14 protein-coding genes and 1 pseudogene are annotated in these 16172 nt (G+C 54.8%); 8 read left to right on the plus strand and 7 right to left on the minus strand.

All coding sequences use genetic code 11. The annotated features are described in order from the left end of the window. Nucleotides 1-179: 179 nt before the first annotated feature. The 6 genes and pseudogenes from QPJ95_RS11030 to QPJ95_RS11055 all read right to left on the minus strand — a co-directional run bounded on the left by QPJ95_RS11030 (nt 180) and on the right by QPJ95_RS11055 (nt 6481). Nucleotides 180-1309: pseudogene (locus QPJ95_RS11030) on the minus strand (IS3 family transposase). Beyond that, entirely contained in the window at nt 1255-2142 is an 888-nt protein-coding gene (locus tag QPJ95_RS11035; protein ID WP_286018265.1) for a replication-relaxation family protein, read from the minus strand. The pseudogene QPJ95_RS11030 and the gene QPJ95_RS11035 overlap by 55 nt, the downstream one beginning before the upstream one ends. Nucleotides 2143-2188: 46 nt before the next feature. Further along, nucleotides 2189-4264, minus strand: a complete 2076-nt coding sequence (locus tag QPJ95_RS11040) for a type IV secretory system conjugative DNA transfer family protein (RefSeq protein WP_270919397.1) — start codon at nt 4262-4264, stop codon at nt 2189-2191. After that, on the minus strand, nt 4264-4623 hold the full coding sequence (locus QPJ95_RS11045) for a hypothetical protein (protein WP_270919398.1): 360 nt from the start codon (nt 4621-4623) through the stop codon (nt 4264-4266). Before QPJ95_RS11045 ends, QPJ95_RS11040 begins: the two co-directional genes overlap by 1 nt. Before the next feature lie 1135 nt (nt 4624-5758). Continuing rightward, complete coding sequence (locus tag QPJ95_RS11050; RefSeq protein WP_286018266.1) at nt 5759-6028, minus strand: zincin-like metallopeptidase domain-containing protein; 270 nt, start codon at nt 6026-6028, stop codon at nt 5759-5761. Between the two features lie 321 nt (nt 6029-6349). Then, a complete protein-coding gene (locus QPJ95_RS11055) occupies nt 6350-6481 on the minus strand; it encodes a hypothetical protein (protein WP_270919498.1) in 132 nt (43 codons plus the stop codon). A 666-nt stretch (nt 6482-7147) separates the two neighbouring features. Between QPJ95_RS11055 and QPJ95_RS11065 the strand changes: the two genes are divergently transcribed. From QPJ95_RS11065 to QPJ95_RS11095, 7 genes are all read left to right on the plus strand, one after another. Continuing rightward, a complete protein-coding gene (locus tag QPJ95_RS11065; RefSeq protein ID WP_270919399.1) occupies nt 7148-8137 on the plus strand; it encodes a TRAP transporter substrate-binding protein in 990 nt (329 codons plus the stop codon). Between the two features lie 41 nt (nt 8138-8178). Further along, a complete protein-coding gene (locus QPJ95_RS11070) occupies nt 8179-8673 on the plus strand; it encodes a TRAP transporter small permease (protein ID WP_270919400.1) in 495 nt (164 codons plus the stop codon). Then, the gene (locus QPJ95_RS11075; RefSeq protein ID WP_270919401.1) at nt 8670-9950 is read left to right on the plus strand and encodes a TRAP transporter large permease; all 1281 of its coding nucleotides are present in this window, start codon (nt 8670-8672) and stop codon (nt 9948-9950) included. The genes QPJ95_RS11070 and QPJ95_RS11075 overlap by 4 nt, the downstream gene beginning before the upstream one ends. Nucleotides 9951-10008: 58 nt before the next feature. Beyond that, nucleotides 10009-10773 carry an aspartate/glutamate racemase family protein gene (locus QPJ95_RS11080; RefSeq protein WP_270919402.1) on the plus strand — a complete coding sequence of 255 codons (765 nt, stop codon included), beginning with the start codon at nt 10009-10011 and terminating at the stop codon, nt 10771-10773. A 41-nt stretch (nt 10774-10814) separates the two neighbouring features. Continuing rightward, nucleotides 10815-11573 (plus strand): GntR family transcriptional regulator, encoded by a 759-nt coding sequence (locus QPJ95_RS11085; protein WP_270919403.1) that lies wholly within the window; start codon nt 10815-10817, stop codon nt 11571-11573. Between the two features lies 1 nt (nt 11574). Further along, complete coding sequence (gene hydA, locus QPJ95_RS11090; protein ID WP_270919404.1) at nt 11575-12990, plus strand: dihydropyrimidinase; 1416 nt, start codon at nt 11575-11577, stop codon at nt 12988-12990. A gap of 324 nt (nt 12991-13314) precedes the next feature. Further along, nucleotides 13315-14421 (plus strand): pyridoxal-phosphate-dependent aminotransferase family protein, encoded by a 1107-nt coding sequence (locus QPJ95_RS11095; protein ID WP_390923704.1) that lies wholly within the window; start codon nt 13315-13317, stop codon nt 14419-14421. A 61-nt stretch (nt 14422-14482) separates the two neighbouring features. Here the strand turns inward: QPJ95_RS11095 and QPJ95_RS11100 are convergent, their stop codons facing one another. Continuing rightward, complete coding sequence (locus tag QPJ95_RS11100; protein WP_270919406.1) at nt 14483-15247, minus strand: GntR family transcriptional regulator; 765 nt, start codon at nt 15245-15247, stop codon at nt 14483-14485. A 154-nt stretch (nt 15248-15401) separates the two neighbouring features. Here QPJ95_RS11100 and QPJ95_RS11105 point away from each other — a divergent pair, with 154 nt between their 5' ends. Then, nucleotides 15402-16172: a 2-keto-4-pentenoate hydratase gene (locus tag QPJ95_RS11105; protein WP_270919407.1), complete on the plus strand. Its 771-nt coding sequence runs from the start codon at nt 15402-15404 to the stop codon at nt 16170-16172.

Genomic DNA, 16172 nt, shown 5'->3' on the forward strand with positions numbered 1-16172 from the left:
GGCCACTCGGTTCAGCCGGTTATCAAACCGGATCGGGACAACAGAACTGGCCCGCTTTGGCATCTGGCCCAATCGCTCCTATAATAGGAACCGATGTTGGCCTGAGTGGCTCTGTCGTTCGGCATCACTTGCGTGCAGATCTGGACCTGTCCCGCTTTCGTTCCGCCCCTTGTGCTCATTTAGGCGGCGATCTTTTCAAAAGCCAAGGGACTTTTCCAGCCTAATGCCGAGTGTCTCCGGCGGGGATTATAGAACCCATTAATGTACTCGAAGATGGCGATCTCAGCAGCCCTGCGGGTTTGCCAAGAGTGCCGCCAGATCAATTCCGCTTTGATGGTTTTGAAGAAGGTTTCCATTGCGGCGTTATCATAGCAATTACCCTTGCCGCTCATGGATACCTTGAAGCCATACCGGCGCAGGATTTTCTGGTAATCCTGCGAGCAATATTGGCTGCCCCTATCAGAATGATGGATGCATCCTTTGGGCGGCCTGCGCAGGGTTATGGCCATGTTCAGCGCCCGTATGGCCAGATCGCGCTTCATCCGGTTGCTGACAGCCCAACCGACCACGCGCCTGGAGTACAGGTCCAGAACCACGGCCAGATAGAGCCAGCCCTCGCGGGTCCAGATGTAGCTGATATCAACAACCCATTTTTGATTGGGTCGATCTGCTGAGAAGTTCCGGTTCAGCAGGTTTGGCGTGATGTTGAACTTGTGATTGCTGTCCGTTGTGGCCTTGTACTTACGGGTTCTGACAACAGATATGCCGTTCTGGCGCATCAATCGGCCGACACGGCGGTGACCAATATCCAGACCAAGCTCTTTCAGTTCTTCGACCATTCTCGGTCGGCCGTAGCTCTGCAAACTCAGGCGGTGCTGCTCCCGGATGTGGGCCAACAGAACCATATCCCCACGTTGACGCTGGCAGGCAGGGCGTTTGCGTCAGGCTCGGTAGCCACGTGGGGTGACATCCACAATCCGGCAAAGTCGCTCTGTGGGAATGCTATTGCGGTGCTTTTCAACAAATGAAAACCTCATTTGCTTTGGTCCGCAAAGAAGATTGTTGCTTTTTTTAGCAGCTCCCTCTCCTCACGTAGAAGGCGGTTTTCCCGGCGAAGGCGCTCGTTCTCATTGGCCAGTTCCTGATCCTCTTTCGAAACAACGTCCGCGTCACGATAGGTTCTGATCCACTTGCACAGGGTGGACATACCAACCCCAAGATCGGAGGACACCTGTCGGCGGGTCAGCCCGCTGGTCAGTGCGATCCGCACTGCGTCGCGTTTGAATTCTTCGGATGGTCGTGGTGCCATGGTGTATCTCCTTTGGGGCAGAATATGCTCTCAAAGGGGCGGAACAATACCGTGACAGGTCCAATCAGGTTTCTCGCCGGGCCACCGGTTTTGGCTACCATTTCCAGGAAACGCTGTTCGTTGCTGCGTCGCGAGAACACCCACAGGACCAACGTGGTTGCCTTGAGGCCATAATGCGCACGGTGTAGGTCCCGTTCAATCATCAGTCGGTACAGCTCAATCGATGAAGCGTAACTCTTGCGGGCCGCACTGGACGTCTTGGGTTCTGTCCCGTGATCGACCTCCAATAGGAAGGCGCGATATCTACCGCCGTAATCCAGTGCAAAGAGCTGGTCCGGGATCAGTTTGCGGTTACCGATGGGAATGGCGAGGGAAGTTTGTTTGATGGCCAGGATGTCATGGGCCGGAATATAGCTCACGCCGTCCAATGCTGCGGCAATATCAATTGCGCTGGTCAGGCTAGTGACAGCAGCCCCGTGTCCCCAATGCCCGGTTGGCCGCACGGCGGGTTCTGCCAAGCCAAGATCGATAAGATGAGTGCGCGCCTGTTTTGTCAGGTCATAGATGTAGGGGTTGAAGTCGGCATGCTCAGTGAAGCGCTGTTGGCGCGGTAGCCTCAAGAATCCACCGGCCCGCAATTTCTGCAACTGCCGCCGGCTGGTGTCTTTGCAGCGATGCGTACCTTTGGTGAGTGCATGTAGATGGGCCGAGTTGAGCGGTCCGTGACGCTCGATATGCTTGAGCCAGCGGACTTCACGAGCCGTGGGACGCACGTCGGTCAGTGGCGCAATATGATGGAATGTTGCGCGCCCCAGGCTGTCGGTTTGTTTCATGTGGTGTTGTGAATCAGAGTGGCTCATGATGCCAGATTAGGCTGGATCAGAGCTCTGGCGAAGGATTCGCGGGATCTTCTGCGTTGTTTTCCTCAGATGGCTCCGGCGGCACATCATCTGATGTTCCGGGGGCTTCAGCCTTGTTCTGCCATGGTTCCGCATAGGTGTTTCGACTGTGTTCCCGGATTGCATCAATCTCGTCTTTTGTTGCGCGGTCCCGTTTCTCCATAACGAAGAATGGAAAGCTGATAGGCACGGCGCGGTCGGTCAATCCGCGCACAAAGGTGGCAAAGGTGCCCTTGGGTTGGCGCTGGATCAGATCGGCATCGCACGACATTTGCCCAGCGAGAGACCGTGCATCGCGGGCTGAGACGCCGCCAGCAAATTTGATCGACGTGTTGGCCTCAAACGCTTCCTGTAGCCCATTGCTGAGTTGGCCCAGGTATTGGTGCGCCATGATCATGCCGACCCGGTATTTGCGCGCCTGGCTGAGGATGATGCCAATGTTCTGGTCAAAATAATCCTGTGCCTCGTCGATGTAGACCATAGCGGGCAGGCGATCCCTTGCGGGCAGGGTGGCGCGCTCCTGTGCGGCTTGGGTAATCAAGGCAATGAAGAAGCGGCCAAAGATCTCAGTGCCCTGTTCTTTCAACAGCGATTTTGAGGTGTTGATCAGGATCAGCTTGCCCGCGTTCAGCTCGGTGAACATGTCAAACTTGGACTGCGGGTTGGTGAACATCCGCTCAAAAGTCTGATTTTCCAGCACGCCATAGAGACGCCGGAGCACCTGAGTTTTGGTGTTGGTGAATTCTTTGCTGTTGAATTCAGTTTCAAAAAACCGGCGTGGTGTGCCCTCCAGCTTGCCGATATGCTCCTGGTACTTGCCGGTCCCGCCCGGTTCCATCAGCTCGCGCAACGTGTGGATGGTGGCATCCGGGATATGGAACATCAGGCGCGTGACATAACGGAACACGACGCTTTGCTTGGAGGTCATTCCAGCGGACAGAAGCGATCCCAGAACGAAGTCATATAGCTCAATGATTGAATTGGTCAGCCGCTCGCGCTCAAGGTCTCCGTAGTTTTGCAGCCGGTCCTGACCAACTGAGAACAGGTTGAGGCTAACCGGGAAGGCAATGTCTTCGGGATCGATCAGCACGATCCGCTCGGGTGGCAGGGTTTTTGCCTTTAGGATTGTGTCGATCAGGTCGCCCTGACTGTCGATCACCACAACCGATTTGTCGCCCCGCACCACATCATCCAGATCTTTAGCTAGGAAGTATTGCAGGGTCTGGGTTTTGCCGTGACCGGACCCGGCCACGATGTGCATGTGTTCAAACCGGCTGGCCTCGGGGATCTCAAAAGGGGTTCTGAGCTGAAACAGTGCTTTGAGGTGAGTGCCCACCAGATAGGTGCTGACCACATCATCGCCTTTGTAGTCACTGGGGAAGATCGGCTGGGTCCGGTGGGTCCGGCTGAGGTTGGCATCCAGCCGATCTCTTAGCCGTTTGAAATGGTAGTAGTCATTGTCAGCAAAGAACGGGGTGATGACATTCCGCACCGCCTGGCCAAGCGGATGCGCAAACTGGGTCACATCGACCAGCACGTCGCCCTCAATCGGCGGCACAGCCTGTGCGATTGTGCCCAGACTGTCCGAGATCACATCCAGGGCTGTCAGGACCATCACCCGGTCACTACGGGCCTGCCCGGACCGCGCCAGCATGTCGCGGTACCGCGCGCCCTCAATAGTGTTGCACAGCGCTGGCATTGGCGGGATTTCAGGGCTCAAACCTTCGTCGCTGAGCAAAGCGCGCCTGATCCCCAACAACTGGATCTTGAGCGGCTCAGGTGTGTCTGGCGGCCAATGGTGTGACAGGGCGGCGTCGATTTCAGCAACGCTCAGACGAACTTGGCCGCTCAGCGCGTGGTTGTAGAGAATTTCTGTTTCTTCACGGGCCAGACGCTCTAGGCGTCGTGGGCTTTCCTTGTATAGCCGGTAGAAGACATAGGCCGGAATGCCAACCAGCAGAACCGGCGTAATAATTGCCGCAAGGGAAAGGATGCCAGCGATAATCAGGAACGACAGGATCAGCCTGCCAGTGTCATCCGAGCCTGAACCTGCCATCAGATTTCCACGACAATGCGCGTGCCGGTTTCGGCGTTGTCGTCAAGCCAGGCTTTCATCTGCTGCATTACAGCCAAAAGGTTTTCTTCATAGATCTTGGATTTGGAAGGCGTGGCGCAGAGAAATCGATCAATCTGACCATCCATCAGATGTTCGACGCGCAACTCAAACTTCTCGTCTCGCGCATCGTTTTTGGCATCCGCAGGACGACGATCCAGCAGTTTGGTTTCCAACAACCCACGTTGTTTGATGATCTGTTTTTCCTCATGAGTGAACGCAACCATCAAATGTACTTCGCGATAGGTTTTCTTGAAGATGAACCCCTTTCGGATGGTCTCATGGGAAATGGAAACACGCATGGTCGATTCAATTTCTATGACTGTTGGCGGCCTCGGCGAGGACGACATAAATATCATCCGCAAAAGCGGATGAAGTCATGGGTGCAAAACAGCGTTTCATGCGTTGGTATGTTTCCAAATGTTCAGCGATGAACCCCCATAGGTGATCCCCATAGAGATTGGGGGTGTCCTATGGGGGGGTAGGATTATCTATTGTTGGTTTCGCCGGGAGGTTGAACAGCTGGATTGACGCCCAATTGGTCTATGTACTTCTGTGTTTTTTCAAGTGTGCTGAAGGACATTCTGGCGAAGTGGAATTTCCCATCTTCAATGATAATTGTCTTGCCCCGGTAAATTGTACTCCGGGCAACCGGCTGCTCCGGTTCGAGGTTCCCGACCATTCGTCCTTGCGGGGAAATCTTGTCAGATCGGTTGGCAAACGAATTCTTTGATGCCTATGAATTCTCTTTCTGCGTAGCTGCCGCGAAGGTCTGAGGTGCCGAATTTTGCACTTTCAGGCTTTGTTTTGAAACCTCCAACTGATCACGGGAGAGTTTCAGCATCTGTTGGGTGTATTCAGCTGTGTCGACTGTGGCTCTCCCCATCTGAACAAACGCGACTAGAATAAATCCTGTTATTCCAATCCCAATACCCGGAACCATCGCAAGAAATCCCGCAGCACTGCCCCCGTACTTGGAAGCGCCATCAGCGCAACAAACCCCCGGTAACAACCACTGCCCAAGCTATGAACGCCAAGAAGGAAAAAAGTGATCTGGCGGCTTCATACGATCTCATCCAACAAATCCTCTTTTAAAATCAACTGATGCAAACCTGCCGTGCGCAACTAATACGTGTAAACGAGATTATTCATCCGAGCATGTCGCTCGCCGACCACGTGATTGCACTTGCCAATGCCCCCTTAGATAAGGGACGGAAAGTCGCCTCCGTCGCATCGGATTTCGGATCAAACGTGTCTTATGGGGCCACTGAATAAGCTAATTCACGGAGATCCCTGCACTGGACCGTGAAGACCGCGTTGCCCATCACACTTTGATTGGGCCGCGCCTCAAGTGGCTGTCAGTCAGTACATTGGCCTAGCCCAGTGAAGGCGAGATCAAAAAAAACGACCCCTCAAACAAGAGGGGCCGAAAGGGCACTAAAGAACTAAATCAACCGCGGCTTGCGCCTTGGCTGCAGCGGTGAATATGGCCTTCTTATCATCCTTCAGAACGGACACCCAATTTCCCAGGTATTGCGCATGGTCCTCGCGCGGGGATGAGGAGATGCCAAGCCGGGCGCAGAAGAACGCTGAACCGATCTCGGCCACCAGCTCTTCCATCGCATAGGCTGCATCTCCGAACCTGTTGCGCAGATCCCGGTCGCATCGAGACTGAAGTCCAGTCCAGTGCGTCAGTTCATGCAGCAAAACCGCATAGTAGTTTTCGCTGCGTGTGCCTTATAATCGTCCGTATATTTCCGTCGCTGTCGTCCCATTTGGTGCCCCTTTCATGGACAGGGGGAAAGTACCCCAGTGTCCGGGAACAAGGACGAGGTTCACCCTCTCGGCAGCATGCTTTGCATGCACCTGCCGGGCAACGGATGATGGCCCTGAAGCGCAGGTTTTCAGCGCTTTCACCCGTTGATTGATAATACAGATTTGAACGTGCCAACGACAGCAACTTACATTGCCGTCGCAAACCGATTTTGGGGTGATTTCTTTCAATGCACATCTGCCTGCGATCCTTGCTTAACGATCCCAGGCGCGTTTCAAAAAATCGCGCTCCACCACCAACTGACCGATTTTGGAATGCAGCTTGTCGATCTCAGCTTCATTGGTTCGTGCGGCCTCATCCCCCCGCTTGGAAAATGTCGAGGCCATATTGCTGATCGCTGAACGTTTCCAAGTGTTGATCTGGGTCGCCTATTGGACATGCTTGCATGTCCTGTCGGTTCTAGATGGACGCTGTATTTCTTCGCGAGCTCTGCCACCGTCATGTCTTCACGGATCGCCTCGAGTGCTACCTTGGCCTTGAAGTCTGCTGAGTGGTTCTTTCTCTTCGTCATTTGGGATCATCCCTTTCACAAGTCGATCCACCTTAGCTACTGGCCCGAAATCCCGGGACCACCTCAGGCCGCCGCACGCCAACGTCCCAGCATAACGGCTTTGCTTCTTACATCCCATTTTGCAGTAACCTCTTCTGTGAGCGATGCTGAACCGCGACTTTTGCTCGGTGTCATGGGCCCTTCACAACTTCAAATACGATTCCACGGTAAATATCCCCACGCCCTGCTGAAATCCAAGGCGGCAAAAGTGCCGGCCATTTTGCCGCCCGCGACTGCACCGCTCAACAGGTTTCGTGGCCGACTATAGCTCCGTCGCTACAGGGAAGAAACACACGTTGCCAAGTTTTCTCCTTGAATATTCATATAAAACAATTGTTTAGATGATTTATAATAAAAAACAAAAAATTATCTTGCAAGATTTGTCTGAAGTTGAATACTGGGCTCATCACGATATTCATCATGAACACTTGGAGGAGGCCCCATGACTTTGAATTTCAAGAACACTTGCGCCAGCTTGGCTGCTGCGATCACACTGGTTTCAGCACCCCTGTCGGCGGAAACGCTGAGAATCGGGGGGAATTTCCCTGTTGAGCATTCCAGCTCCAAAGCTATTGATATGTTTGCTGAACTGGTGGCACAAAAAACCGGCGGGGATATCGAAGTCGCCACATTCCCGGCAATGCAATTGGGAGGAGCCAAGGAAAATGTCGACCAGGTCCGCTCTGGCGTGATTTTCGGCACCTGGATTGGAACGGCATATCTGTCCCGCACGGTTCCCGAGCTGGAAGCGGTTTCTCTTCCTTTTGCCTATCCGGACCGCGAAACGGCCTTTCGGGTCATCGACGGCACAGTGGGCGACCTGCTGAGCGAAAAACTGGCAGCCAAGGGCTTTGAGACTTTGGGCTGGATGGAGCTTGGATCGCGCAATGTGACCAACAACACCCGCCCGATTGCAACAATTGAGGACTTTGAAGGTCTGAAAATTCGTCTGCAGCCGAATGAAACCCATATCGGAACCTTCCGAGCCATCGGCGGCAACCCGGTGTCGATGGGCATTTCCGAAGTCTACTCGGCGTTGCAGCAGGGGGTACTGGACGGGCAGGAAAACCCATATGCAATCATTGCAAGCCGCCAGTTCAACGAAGTTCAGACCTACCTGTCCGACAGCAGCCACTTTTTCGACTACATCACGCTAGTTGTGAATAAGCGCAAGTTTGAGCGCCTGTCCGATGAAAACAAGGCGGCTCTTCGCGAGGCGGCAGCCGAGGCAGTGGTCTGGCAGCGGACCAAAGCGGCGGAAGAAGATGCCTCTGCCAAGGGTGCTCTGATCGCGTCGGGGATGGTGTTCACCCCGATTTCGGACGAATTGCGTTCCGATTTGCGCGCGCGTTCCAGCGTTGTCATTGATGACCTGAAAGGCCGCATTGGTGCTGATATCATTGATGCCGTCCTGTTAGAAGCGGGCCAGTAATGACTACCCAACAGAATAAAGGGCCCGCTTCGGCGGGCCCCATGTTTGACAGATGTAAAATGTTGCTGAAACATGTTGATACCGCGTCCAAGGGTCTGGTTATCTGCGCCATGGCCGTAATGACAGTGCTTGTCGTGACACAAGTCGTCTTTCGCTACGCTTTCTCCAGTGCCATCGATTGGTCGGACGAAGTCGCCCGGCTGGCCTTTGTCTGGGCGATGTTCCTGGCAATCCCTCATGGTATTCGCGCCGGTGTTCATGTGGGCATTGATGCGTTGGTCACCCGGTTTTCCGCCGCCTTGCAAGAGCGGCTTTTCCGCCTTTCGGCTGCGCTCGGCTGTATCTTGATGTTGGTATTGTTCTATTTCAGTGCCCAGGTCACGGTCTATTCCTGGCCTGAACTGATGCCCACGATCAACTTGACTGCTGCGGTTTACTATATCGCTATTCTGATCGCCGCAGCCCATAGCACGCTGCATTTACTATTGCTGGTTTGGGGTGGCTCCGAGACCTGGTCAGAGGAGACCATGTCATGACTTTGGCAGTTATTCTGATATTCTTCGCCCTGGCGCTGATGGGCACACCGCTGGCCTTCGCCCTTGGTCTGGCCTCGCTTGGCGGGTTTCTGGTCGGCGATATCGAGCTAACGGTGCTACCGCAACGTATGATGCATTCGGTGAACAAGTTTCCGCTGATGGCGATCCCACTGTTCATGCTCGCAGGCGAGCTTATGGTCCTTGGCGGCATTATGCAGCGGTTGATTGACTTCGCCAATGCTATTGTCGGGCGCCTGCATGGCGGCCTGGCGCATGTTTCCATTGTTGCCGGCATGATGCTGGCCGCGGTATCCGGTGCCGCTGTGGCTTCCGCATCGGCCCTGGGTTCGACCTTGGTGCCCGCCATGCGGAAGAACTATGACGACGGTTACTCCGCCGCCGTGGTCGCTTCGGCTTCTAACCTGGGTGCGATCATTCCGCCCTCAAATGCGATGATTGTTTACGCGCTGATGGCCGGATCTTCGGTGTCCGTTGGTGGCTTGTTCATGGCGGGTGTCGTGCCGGGCATCATGCTGACACTGGCATTCATGGCGCTGGCATCGTGGCTGTCGTATCGTAAAGGCTTTAAGCTCACTGGTGACGTGTTCGACCTGCGCAATGCTCTGCGCGAAACTTGGCGGGCATTGCCTGTTCTGATGATGCCGATTGTTGTTGTCGGTGGTATTGTCGGCGGCGTGTTCACGGCCACAGAAGGCGCCGGAATTGCGGTGGCATATGCCGTCATCATTGGCTTTTTTGTCACCAAAAAGCTGAAGGTCTCGGACCTGTTTCCGGCACTCTTCAAGGCCGCTGTCGGGGCCGCTATGGTTGGAGCACTGATCGCTTTTGCGGCCGGAGTGACCTTCCTGTTCACCATCGACATGGTGCCTGCCGCAATCGCCGACTTCCTGGTCCAGGTCACCTCCAGCCCGATGATCTTCCTGCTGCTGGTCATGGGGATCTTGATTGTTGTTGGCATGTTCATTGAATCCAATGCTGCCTACATCATGCTGGTTCCGCTGTTTGCGCCGGTTGCACTGACCTTTGGAGTGGACCCGCTGTTCTTTGGCTTCCTCTTCGTCTTCAACCTGGTGATCGGTATGATGACGCCGCCTGTCGGGGTTGTTCTGTTTGTCATGAGCGGTGTGACGCGAGTGCCAATGACTGAACTGATCCGGGCTGTCTGGCCATTTGTCGCCGTCCAGTATGCGGTTCTGGTTCTCTGTCTGATTTTCCCATCGATCGTGACGTGGCTGCCAAGAACACTTGGCTACTGAATTTGCCCCATAAATCCAGCCCGGCAAGGGCATCTGTACCAAAATTCAAGGAAGACTAATGCGTATTTTGATGATCAACCCAAACACATCCGAGGGAATCACTCAGCGCCTGGCGAATGCAGCCCGTGCGACTATGTCAGCGGACACGGTTTTGGAAACGGCCACCGCGTCTTACGGCGTTCCCTATATTTCAACCCGAACCGAAGCCATTATTGGGGGCATGGCGGCGCTAGAAATTTTGGCCGAGCGTCATATGGAGTTTGACGCAGCCATCATTGCCGCATTCGGAGACCCCGGTTTGGGGGCCGCACGAGAGCTTTTTGACATTCCTGTCGTCGGACTGGCAGAGACTGGGATGCTGACAGCCTGCATGCTGGGCGGGAAGTTTGCAGTTGTGACTTTCGCGGCAGCCTTGGGTCCTTGGTACAACGAATGTGTCGCCTGGCATGGTTTGGAGGCCCGCTGTGCCGGTGTCCACATGCTGAACGGGTCATTCAGTTCTATTGATGACGTACAGGAAGAGAAATCGGAACAGCTTATCAAATTGTGCAATTCGGTTGTGGCCGATGGCGGCGCTGACACCATTGTTTTGGCCGGGGCGCCTCTTGCCGGACTTGCCGAGCTTGTCCGCGACCGGGTTTCCGTCCCTCTTGTTGATTGCGCCCAGGCGGCCATTGGGCAGGCGGAAACTTTGGCGAGACTTCGGCCGGCCTCTGCCAGCGCCGGCAGTTTCCGGCGGCCTGCGGCGAAACCTTCAAAAGGTCTTTCCACGGCACTCGCGGCAAGAATTGCGCATAAAACCACACTGCCTCATTCATCTTAACCCCAAACCCGCCTTGGAAACACCGCCAGATCGGAAACTCGATGCCACAATCCGCACGCAAGGCTTTAAAGCTGGTTCAGGGGCTACAGCATGGCAAGATTGCCATTCACCGTTTGGCTCTGCATGAGCAAGTCGCGCTGCGCCTGCGCGATTTGATTGTAAAAGGACAGCTGGAGCCTGGCGAGCGACTGCGCATTTCCGAACTGGCGGAGCGGTTGAATGTTTCCCTGACGCCGATGCGCGAGGCATTGAAAGTCCTGGCCGAAGAGCAGTTGGTTGAGCTGACCCCAAATCGACCAACTCGCATTGCCCCCATTACGATCGAAGGAACCCGTGCTCTGTTCGAAGTTACAGCCGAGATCGAAAGTCTGGGTGCTGAACTGGCGGCGGCACGCATGTCCAGAGACAATCTGAATTCGCTTGAGGGGCTGCACGCCAAAATGCGCGATTGCCACAACGCAACTGCCATTGACGATTACTTTGAGCTCAACAATGGCATTCACGATCTGATCGCGGAGTTTGCTGGAAATCCCATCCTCACCCATATGCGCTCTAAACTGGAACTTCGTGCGCGGCGCGTTCGGTTTCATGCATTGCAGCAAGGCAACCGTCGTGAGGAAGCCATGCAGGAACACGAGAATGTCATGGCGGCTTTTCGCGACAAGTCCCCCCAAGCGGCGCGTCAAGCTTGGCACATTCATTTCTTAAACTCAGGCGCTGAAGCCTGCCGGGTTTTGCAATCCGAGGCATCGCCGGAAACCCGTGGAGAAAGCTCTCCACCCTCCAAATTGGACTATTAGTATGACTCCACTTGATCTCGCAATCCGGGGCGGCACAATTGTCACCGCATCCGACTCCTTTATCGCTGACATTGGCGTGCGTGGCGGGAAAATCGTTCAGATTTCCGAGACCATCGAAAACGCGCTGGAAACGGTGGATGCCACAGGTCTTATGGTTTTGCCGGGCGGTGTTGATGGGCATGTTCATCTGTCGCAACCCACCAGCGACGGGACCGTGATGGCCGATGATTTTGAAAGCGGCACCCGCTCTGCGGCAGCGGGTGGGAATACCACGATCCTGCCTTTTGCGTTGCAGGAAAAGGGCAGGTCGCTGCGTCAGTGCGTCACCGAGTACCACGAAAAGGCGGAGGGCAACTGCCTGGTGGATGTGTCGTTTCATCTGATTGTGTCCGACCCGACACCGCAAGTTCTGGGCCAGGAGCTTCCCGCTCTGGTTAAGGATGGGTACACATCGTTCAAAGTCTTTATGACCTATGACGATCTTATGCTGACCGACAGCCAGCTGCTGGAAGTGTTCGAAGTTGCGCGCCGGGAAAAAGCCTTGGTCATGGTGCATGCCGAGGGCCATGATGCCATCAAGCACATGACCCGGAAACTTGAAGAAAGTGGCAAGACCGCACCGTATTACCATGCCTTGGCGCATTCGGAGATTGCCGAACGCGAAGCCACCCATCGCGCGATCAGCCATGCCCAGCTGACCGATATTCCCATTGTGATCGTACATGTTTCGGGGCGTGATCCCATGGAGCAAATTCAATGGGCCCGCAAACGCGGACTAAAGGTCTTTGCCGAAACTTGTCCGCAGTACATTGCCCTTACCAAGGATGACCTGCAGGGGCTGAACATGGATTTTGAGGGCGCGAAATACGTGTGTTCTCCGCCGCCGCGTGATCAGGCTGGTCAGGATGCCATCTGGGAAGGATTGCGGGACGGGACCTTTGATATCTTTTCGTCCGATCACGCGCCGTTCCAGTTTCAAGGTTCCAACAATACCGGCAAGGACAATCCAAATGCCCGGACGTCCTTTAAATGGGTTCCCAATGGCATACCCGGCGTCGAAACCAGATTGCCAATTCTGTTCTCAGAAGGCGTCAGTAAGGGCCGGATTTCCATTGAACGGTTTGTCGCCCTGACCTCGACCAATCCGGCACGGCTGTACGGGTTGTACCCGCGCAAGGGCTCCTTAGTTGTCGGAGCCGATGCCGATATTGTCCTTTGGGACCGCGAAAAAACCGCCACAATCCGCCAGCAAGATCTGCACCACGGCGCAGATTACACCCCATATGAGGGGATGGAAATCACCGGTTGGCCGGTCCGGACTATCCTGCGTGGAAAGACGATCATGGTTGATGGCGAGGTGACCGGATCCAAGGGGGACGGCGCGTATTGTTCACGCGAAATCTCCGATTTCATCTGATGAATTCCCCTTCGCGATGACCTTGTGAAGGGATGATGCCGCACTACGCTGCCTGGCCCCAATAGCCAGGCAGCGGGTGCATGCTTTTTTGGCAACGGACAGAGCCGCCAGCCAGGAAAATCGGTTCAGTTCAATGGATTGGACACTGTGTCACCCTGTTCAGAAATTTATTGATATAATATTTTATTTCTGTATCGTGTTATTAATAGTCAACAAATGCAGAAATAGGGCAATGACATGCACAAACCTGGCCGACATTTTCTTCAAATTCCGGGCCCGTCAAATGTACCGGATGATGTGCTGCGAGCGATCGATCAGCCAACCATGGATCACAGAAGTCCGGAATTCGGAGAGCTGGGACTGAGGGCGCTTTCCGGGATAAAGACGATCTTCAAAACAAAAGAGGACGTGGTCATTTATCCGGCATCGGGAACTGGCGCCTGGGAGGCTGCACTGGTGAACACCCTGTCGCCCGGCGACACAGTTCTGATGTGCCAGACCGGCCATTTTGCCTCGCTGTGGGAAACCCTTGCCAAACGTCTGGGGCTGGTGCCTAAAGTCATCGATACCGACTGGCGGACCGGCGCGGATTTGGCCGCCATCGAAGATCATCTGGAGCGTGATTTCGAACATACCATCAAGGCAGTTTGTGTCGTTCACAACGAAACCTCAACCGGTTGCACCTCGCAGATTGATAAGCTGCGCGCAGTGATGGATGCCACCGGCCACCCCGCCTTGTTGATGGTGGATACGATCTCGTCACTGGGGTCCATCGACTACCGGCATGATGAATGGGGCGTGGATGTCACCATTGGTGGCTCGCAAAAGGGTCTGATGCTGCCGCCTGGGCTGTCCTTCAACGCCATCAGCGCCAAGGCAAGAGAAGCGTCCCGTACGGCTGGCCTGGCTCGGGCGTTCTGGAGCTGGGACGAAATGATTGCGGCCAATGCGACCGGTTTCTTTCCCTACACCCCTTCGACAAACCTGCTTTATGGATTGGTGGCTGCACTTGATCGGTTGCACGCAGAAGGGTTGGACAATGTCTTCAAACGGCACCAGCGCCACGCCGAAGCCACGCGTCGCGCCGTGCGCGGCTGGGGTCTGGAAGTTCTGTGCAAAGTTCCCGAGCATTCCTCCGGCGCATTGACGGCTGTCTTGTTGCCGCAAGGACATTCTGCAGATGCCTTCCGCAAAGTGGTCCACACGCGTCTCAACATGTCTCTGGGCAATGGTCTTGGCCGTTTGGCGGACAAAGTATTCCGCATCGGGCACCTTGGTGATTTCAACGATCTAATGCTGGCAGGTACGTTGTCAGGGGTCGAGATGGGATTGAAACTGGCCGAAGTTCCGCATCAGGCTGGTGGCGTCCAAGCCGCCTTGGAATATCTGTCGGAAACAAATCCGTCGCTAGATCTGTCCCACGCGGCCTGAGCCAAAATTCCTGAAACACAATAGATGACCGGTCTGCGCCGGTCATCTTGCAGCTAGAGCCTTAGCCTGTGGAATTCAGTTCAGATTTCCCTGGGATTTGATCGTCCCCCGCAGCTTCGTTTTCCCACAATCTGAGAATGCGGCAGGTTTCTTCGCCAGAGCTAATCAGATGTTGCCGCCAGATGTCATGCGCTTTTTTGGAGTCACGGGCGTGGAACGCTTCCATCAAGTCTTCATGATCCTTCATGGCCTCCATTCGATGCGTTCCCGACACTACCGACAGGAAGCGAGCGCGTTCAGCCTGAATGCTCAGTTGGGCCCGGATCTGAGTAAGCGTTTCGTTTCCGGCAAAGGTGACGATCATGTCGTGAATTTTGCGGTTCAGATCGAAGTACTCGTCCCTTTCACCGCGTTGATGATGCAAAGCCATCTTGGCGTGCTCGGCTTCGATCTCCGCCATTTCCTCCTCGGTAATCCGCTCGGCTGCCAGTTCGGCCGCCAGGGCTTCGATCCCTGCAATGACCGTGAATAGCTCCTGAACACCTTCGACCGTCATCGCAGCCACGCGCGCGCCTCTGTTGGGCATCAATTCAACCAGCTTTTCCCCGGCAAGAACTTTCAGGGCTTCGCGAAGCGGTGTCAGCGAGACATCCAGTTCTTGTGCCAATTCGCCCACTCTGATCTTTTCGCCAACAGGAAGCGCCCCGGTAACTATCATTTGCCTGACAAGACCGACAACTTGTTCATGCAGCGACACGCGGGTGATGATTAGTTTCCCACGGGTGTCATATTTGCGTCGTGATCTTGGTTTGGCTGTATCTTTCATGTGGCTCTCCCAACGCCAAAATATTCCCTTCTCCCCTGATGAAGTAGAGGGATATTCCGATCTTTCATGTTTGTTTCAGAGGGATTGTAGCGTATAAAATATAAAATAAACAGGGCAGCTGCTGACGCAGCTTTTCAGCGCAAACGGGGTCAAAATGCAGATGAGAAACAGTGAATTCAACCGGGCAGATGCGCTTGCAGAAGAACTGGATCACGGTCGTGCCGGCGGTGTCAAGCCGGGGCCGGAATTTGAGCGAGACGGACAGGTCACTTGGGAGGAGGCGTATCAGGTTCAGTCGATCCTGGTGAAAAAATATGCGCCTGTCGCGGGGTTCAAAGTGGCCAGGAAACCAGGGCAACCAAACATCATGGCCCCGATTTACAGTAGAGACACGTATTCGTCTCCTGTGGCTGTTCAGACGCCACCGGATGAGCTCATAGGGATCGAGCTGGAGATCGGATTCAAAGTTCTCTCGCCGCTTCCCGCTCCGAATACCGAGAACTATCTGGAAAACCTGCGCGCCTGTGTGGCGATGGTGCCGGTGATTGAAATTGTCCTGACCCGTCTGTCAGATGATCCGGACTGCTCACCCCAATTAAGGCTTGCCGACAACCAACTGAATGGTGGCCTGGTCGTGGGGCAGGAATTGCGTGACTGGGCCGCCTTTGACCAGCCTGAAGTCGACGCATACCTGTCGTTCGGGGATGAGGTTGTTCTGGACGGGATGGCATCTGTTCCGGCGGGTAATGCTTTTGAAAGCTTCCGGGCGCTGGCAGAAATGGTTGGCGACCATTGCGGCGGCTTGAAACCCGGCCATGTCGTTATCACCGGATCGCTGAACGGATTGCCCTACATCGAGCGTGGCACCCCAGTGCGCGGTGAGATCAGGGGATTGGGGGAAATCGCAATCGACTTCCCCCTCTGA

Source organism: Parasedimentitalea psychrophila, from assembly GCF_030285785.1.
GTDB classification, from domain to species: Bacteria; Pseudomonadota; Alphaproteobacteria; order Rhodobacterales; family Rhodobacteraceae; genus Parasedimentitalea; species Parasedimentitalea psychrophila.

Coding starts and splice junctions, on each gene's coding strand:
- QPJ95_RS11075 (WP_270919401.1), top strand. CDS start 8,670: ATGACTTTGGCAGTTATTCTGATATTCTTCGCCCTGGCGCTGATGGGC.
- QPJ95_RS11045 (WP_270919398.1), bottom strand. CDS start 4,623: ATGCGTGTTTCCATTTCCCATGAGACCATCCGAAAGGGGTTCATCTTC.
- QPJ95_RS11070 (WP_270919400.1), top strand. CDS start 8,179: ATGTTTGACAGATGTAAAATGTTGCTGAAACATGTTGATACCGCGTCC.
- QPJ95_RS11055 (WP_270919498.1), bottom strand. CDS start 6,481: ATGGCCTCGACATTTTCCAAGCGGGGGGATGAGGCCGCACGAACCAAT.
- QPJ95_RS11080 (WP_270919402.1), top strand. CDS start 10,009: ATGCGTATTTTGATGATCAACCCAAACACATCCGAGGGAATCACTCAG.
- QPJ95_RS11035 (WP_286018265.1), bottom strand. CDS start 2,142: ATGAAACAAACCGACAGCCTGGGGCGCGCAACATTCCATCATATTGCG.
- QPJ95_RS11065 (WP_270919399.1), top strand. CDS start 7,148: ATGACTTTGAATTTCAAGAACACTTGCGCCAGCTTGGCTGCTGCGATC.
- QPJ95_RS11085 (WP_270919403.1), top strand. CDS start 10,815: ATGCCACAATCCGCACGCAAGGCTTTAAAGCTGGTTCAGGGGCTACAG.
- QPJ95_RS11100 (WP_270919406.1), bottom strand. CDS start 15,247: ATGAAAGATACAGCCAAACCAAGATCACGACGCAAATATGACACCCGT.
- QPJ95_RS11095 (WP_390923704.1), top strand. CDS start 13,315: ATGGATCACAGAAGTCCGGAATTCGGAGAGCTGGGACTGAGGGCGCTT.
- QPJ95_RS11040 (WP_270919397.1), bottom strand. CDS start 4,264: ATGGCAGGTTCAGGCTCGGATGACACTGGCAGGCTGATCCTGTCGTTC.
- QPJ95_RS11105 (WP_270919407.1), top strand. CDS start 15,402: ATGCAGATGAGAAACAGTGAATTCAACCGGGCAGATGCGCTTGCAGAA.
- hydA (WP_270919404.1), top strand. CDS start 11,575: ATGACTCCACTTGATCTCGCAATCCGGGGCGGCACAATTGTCACCGCA.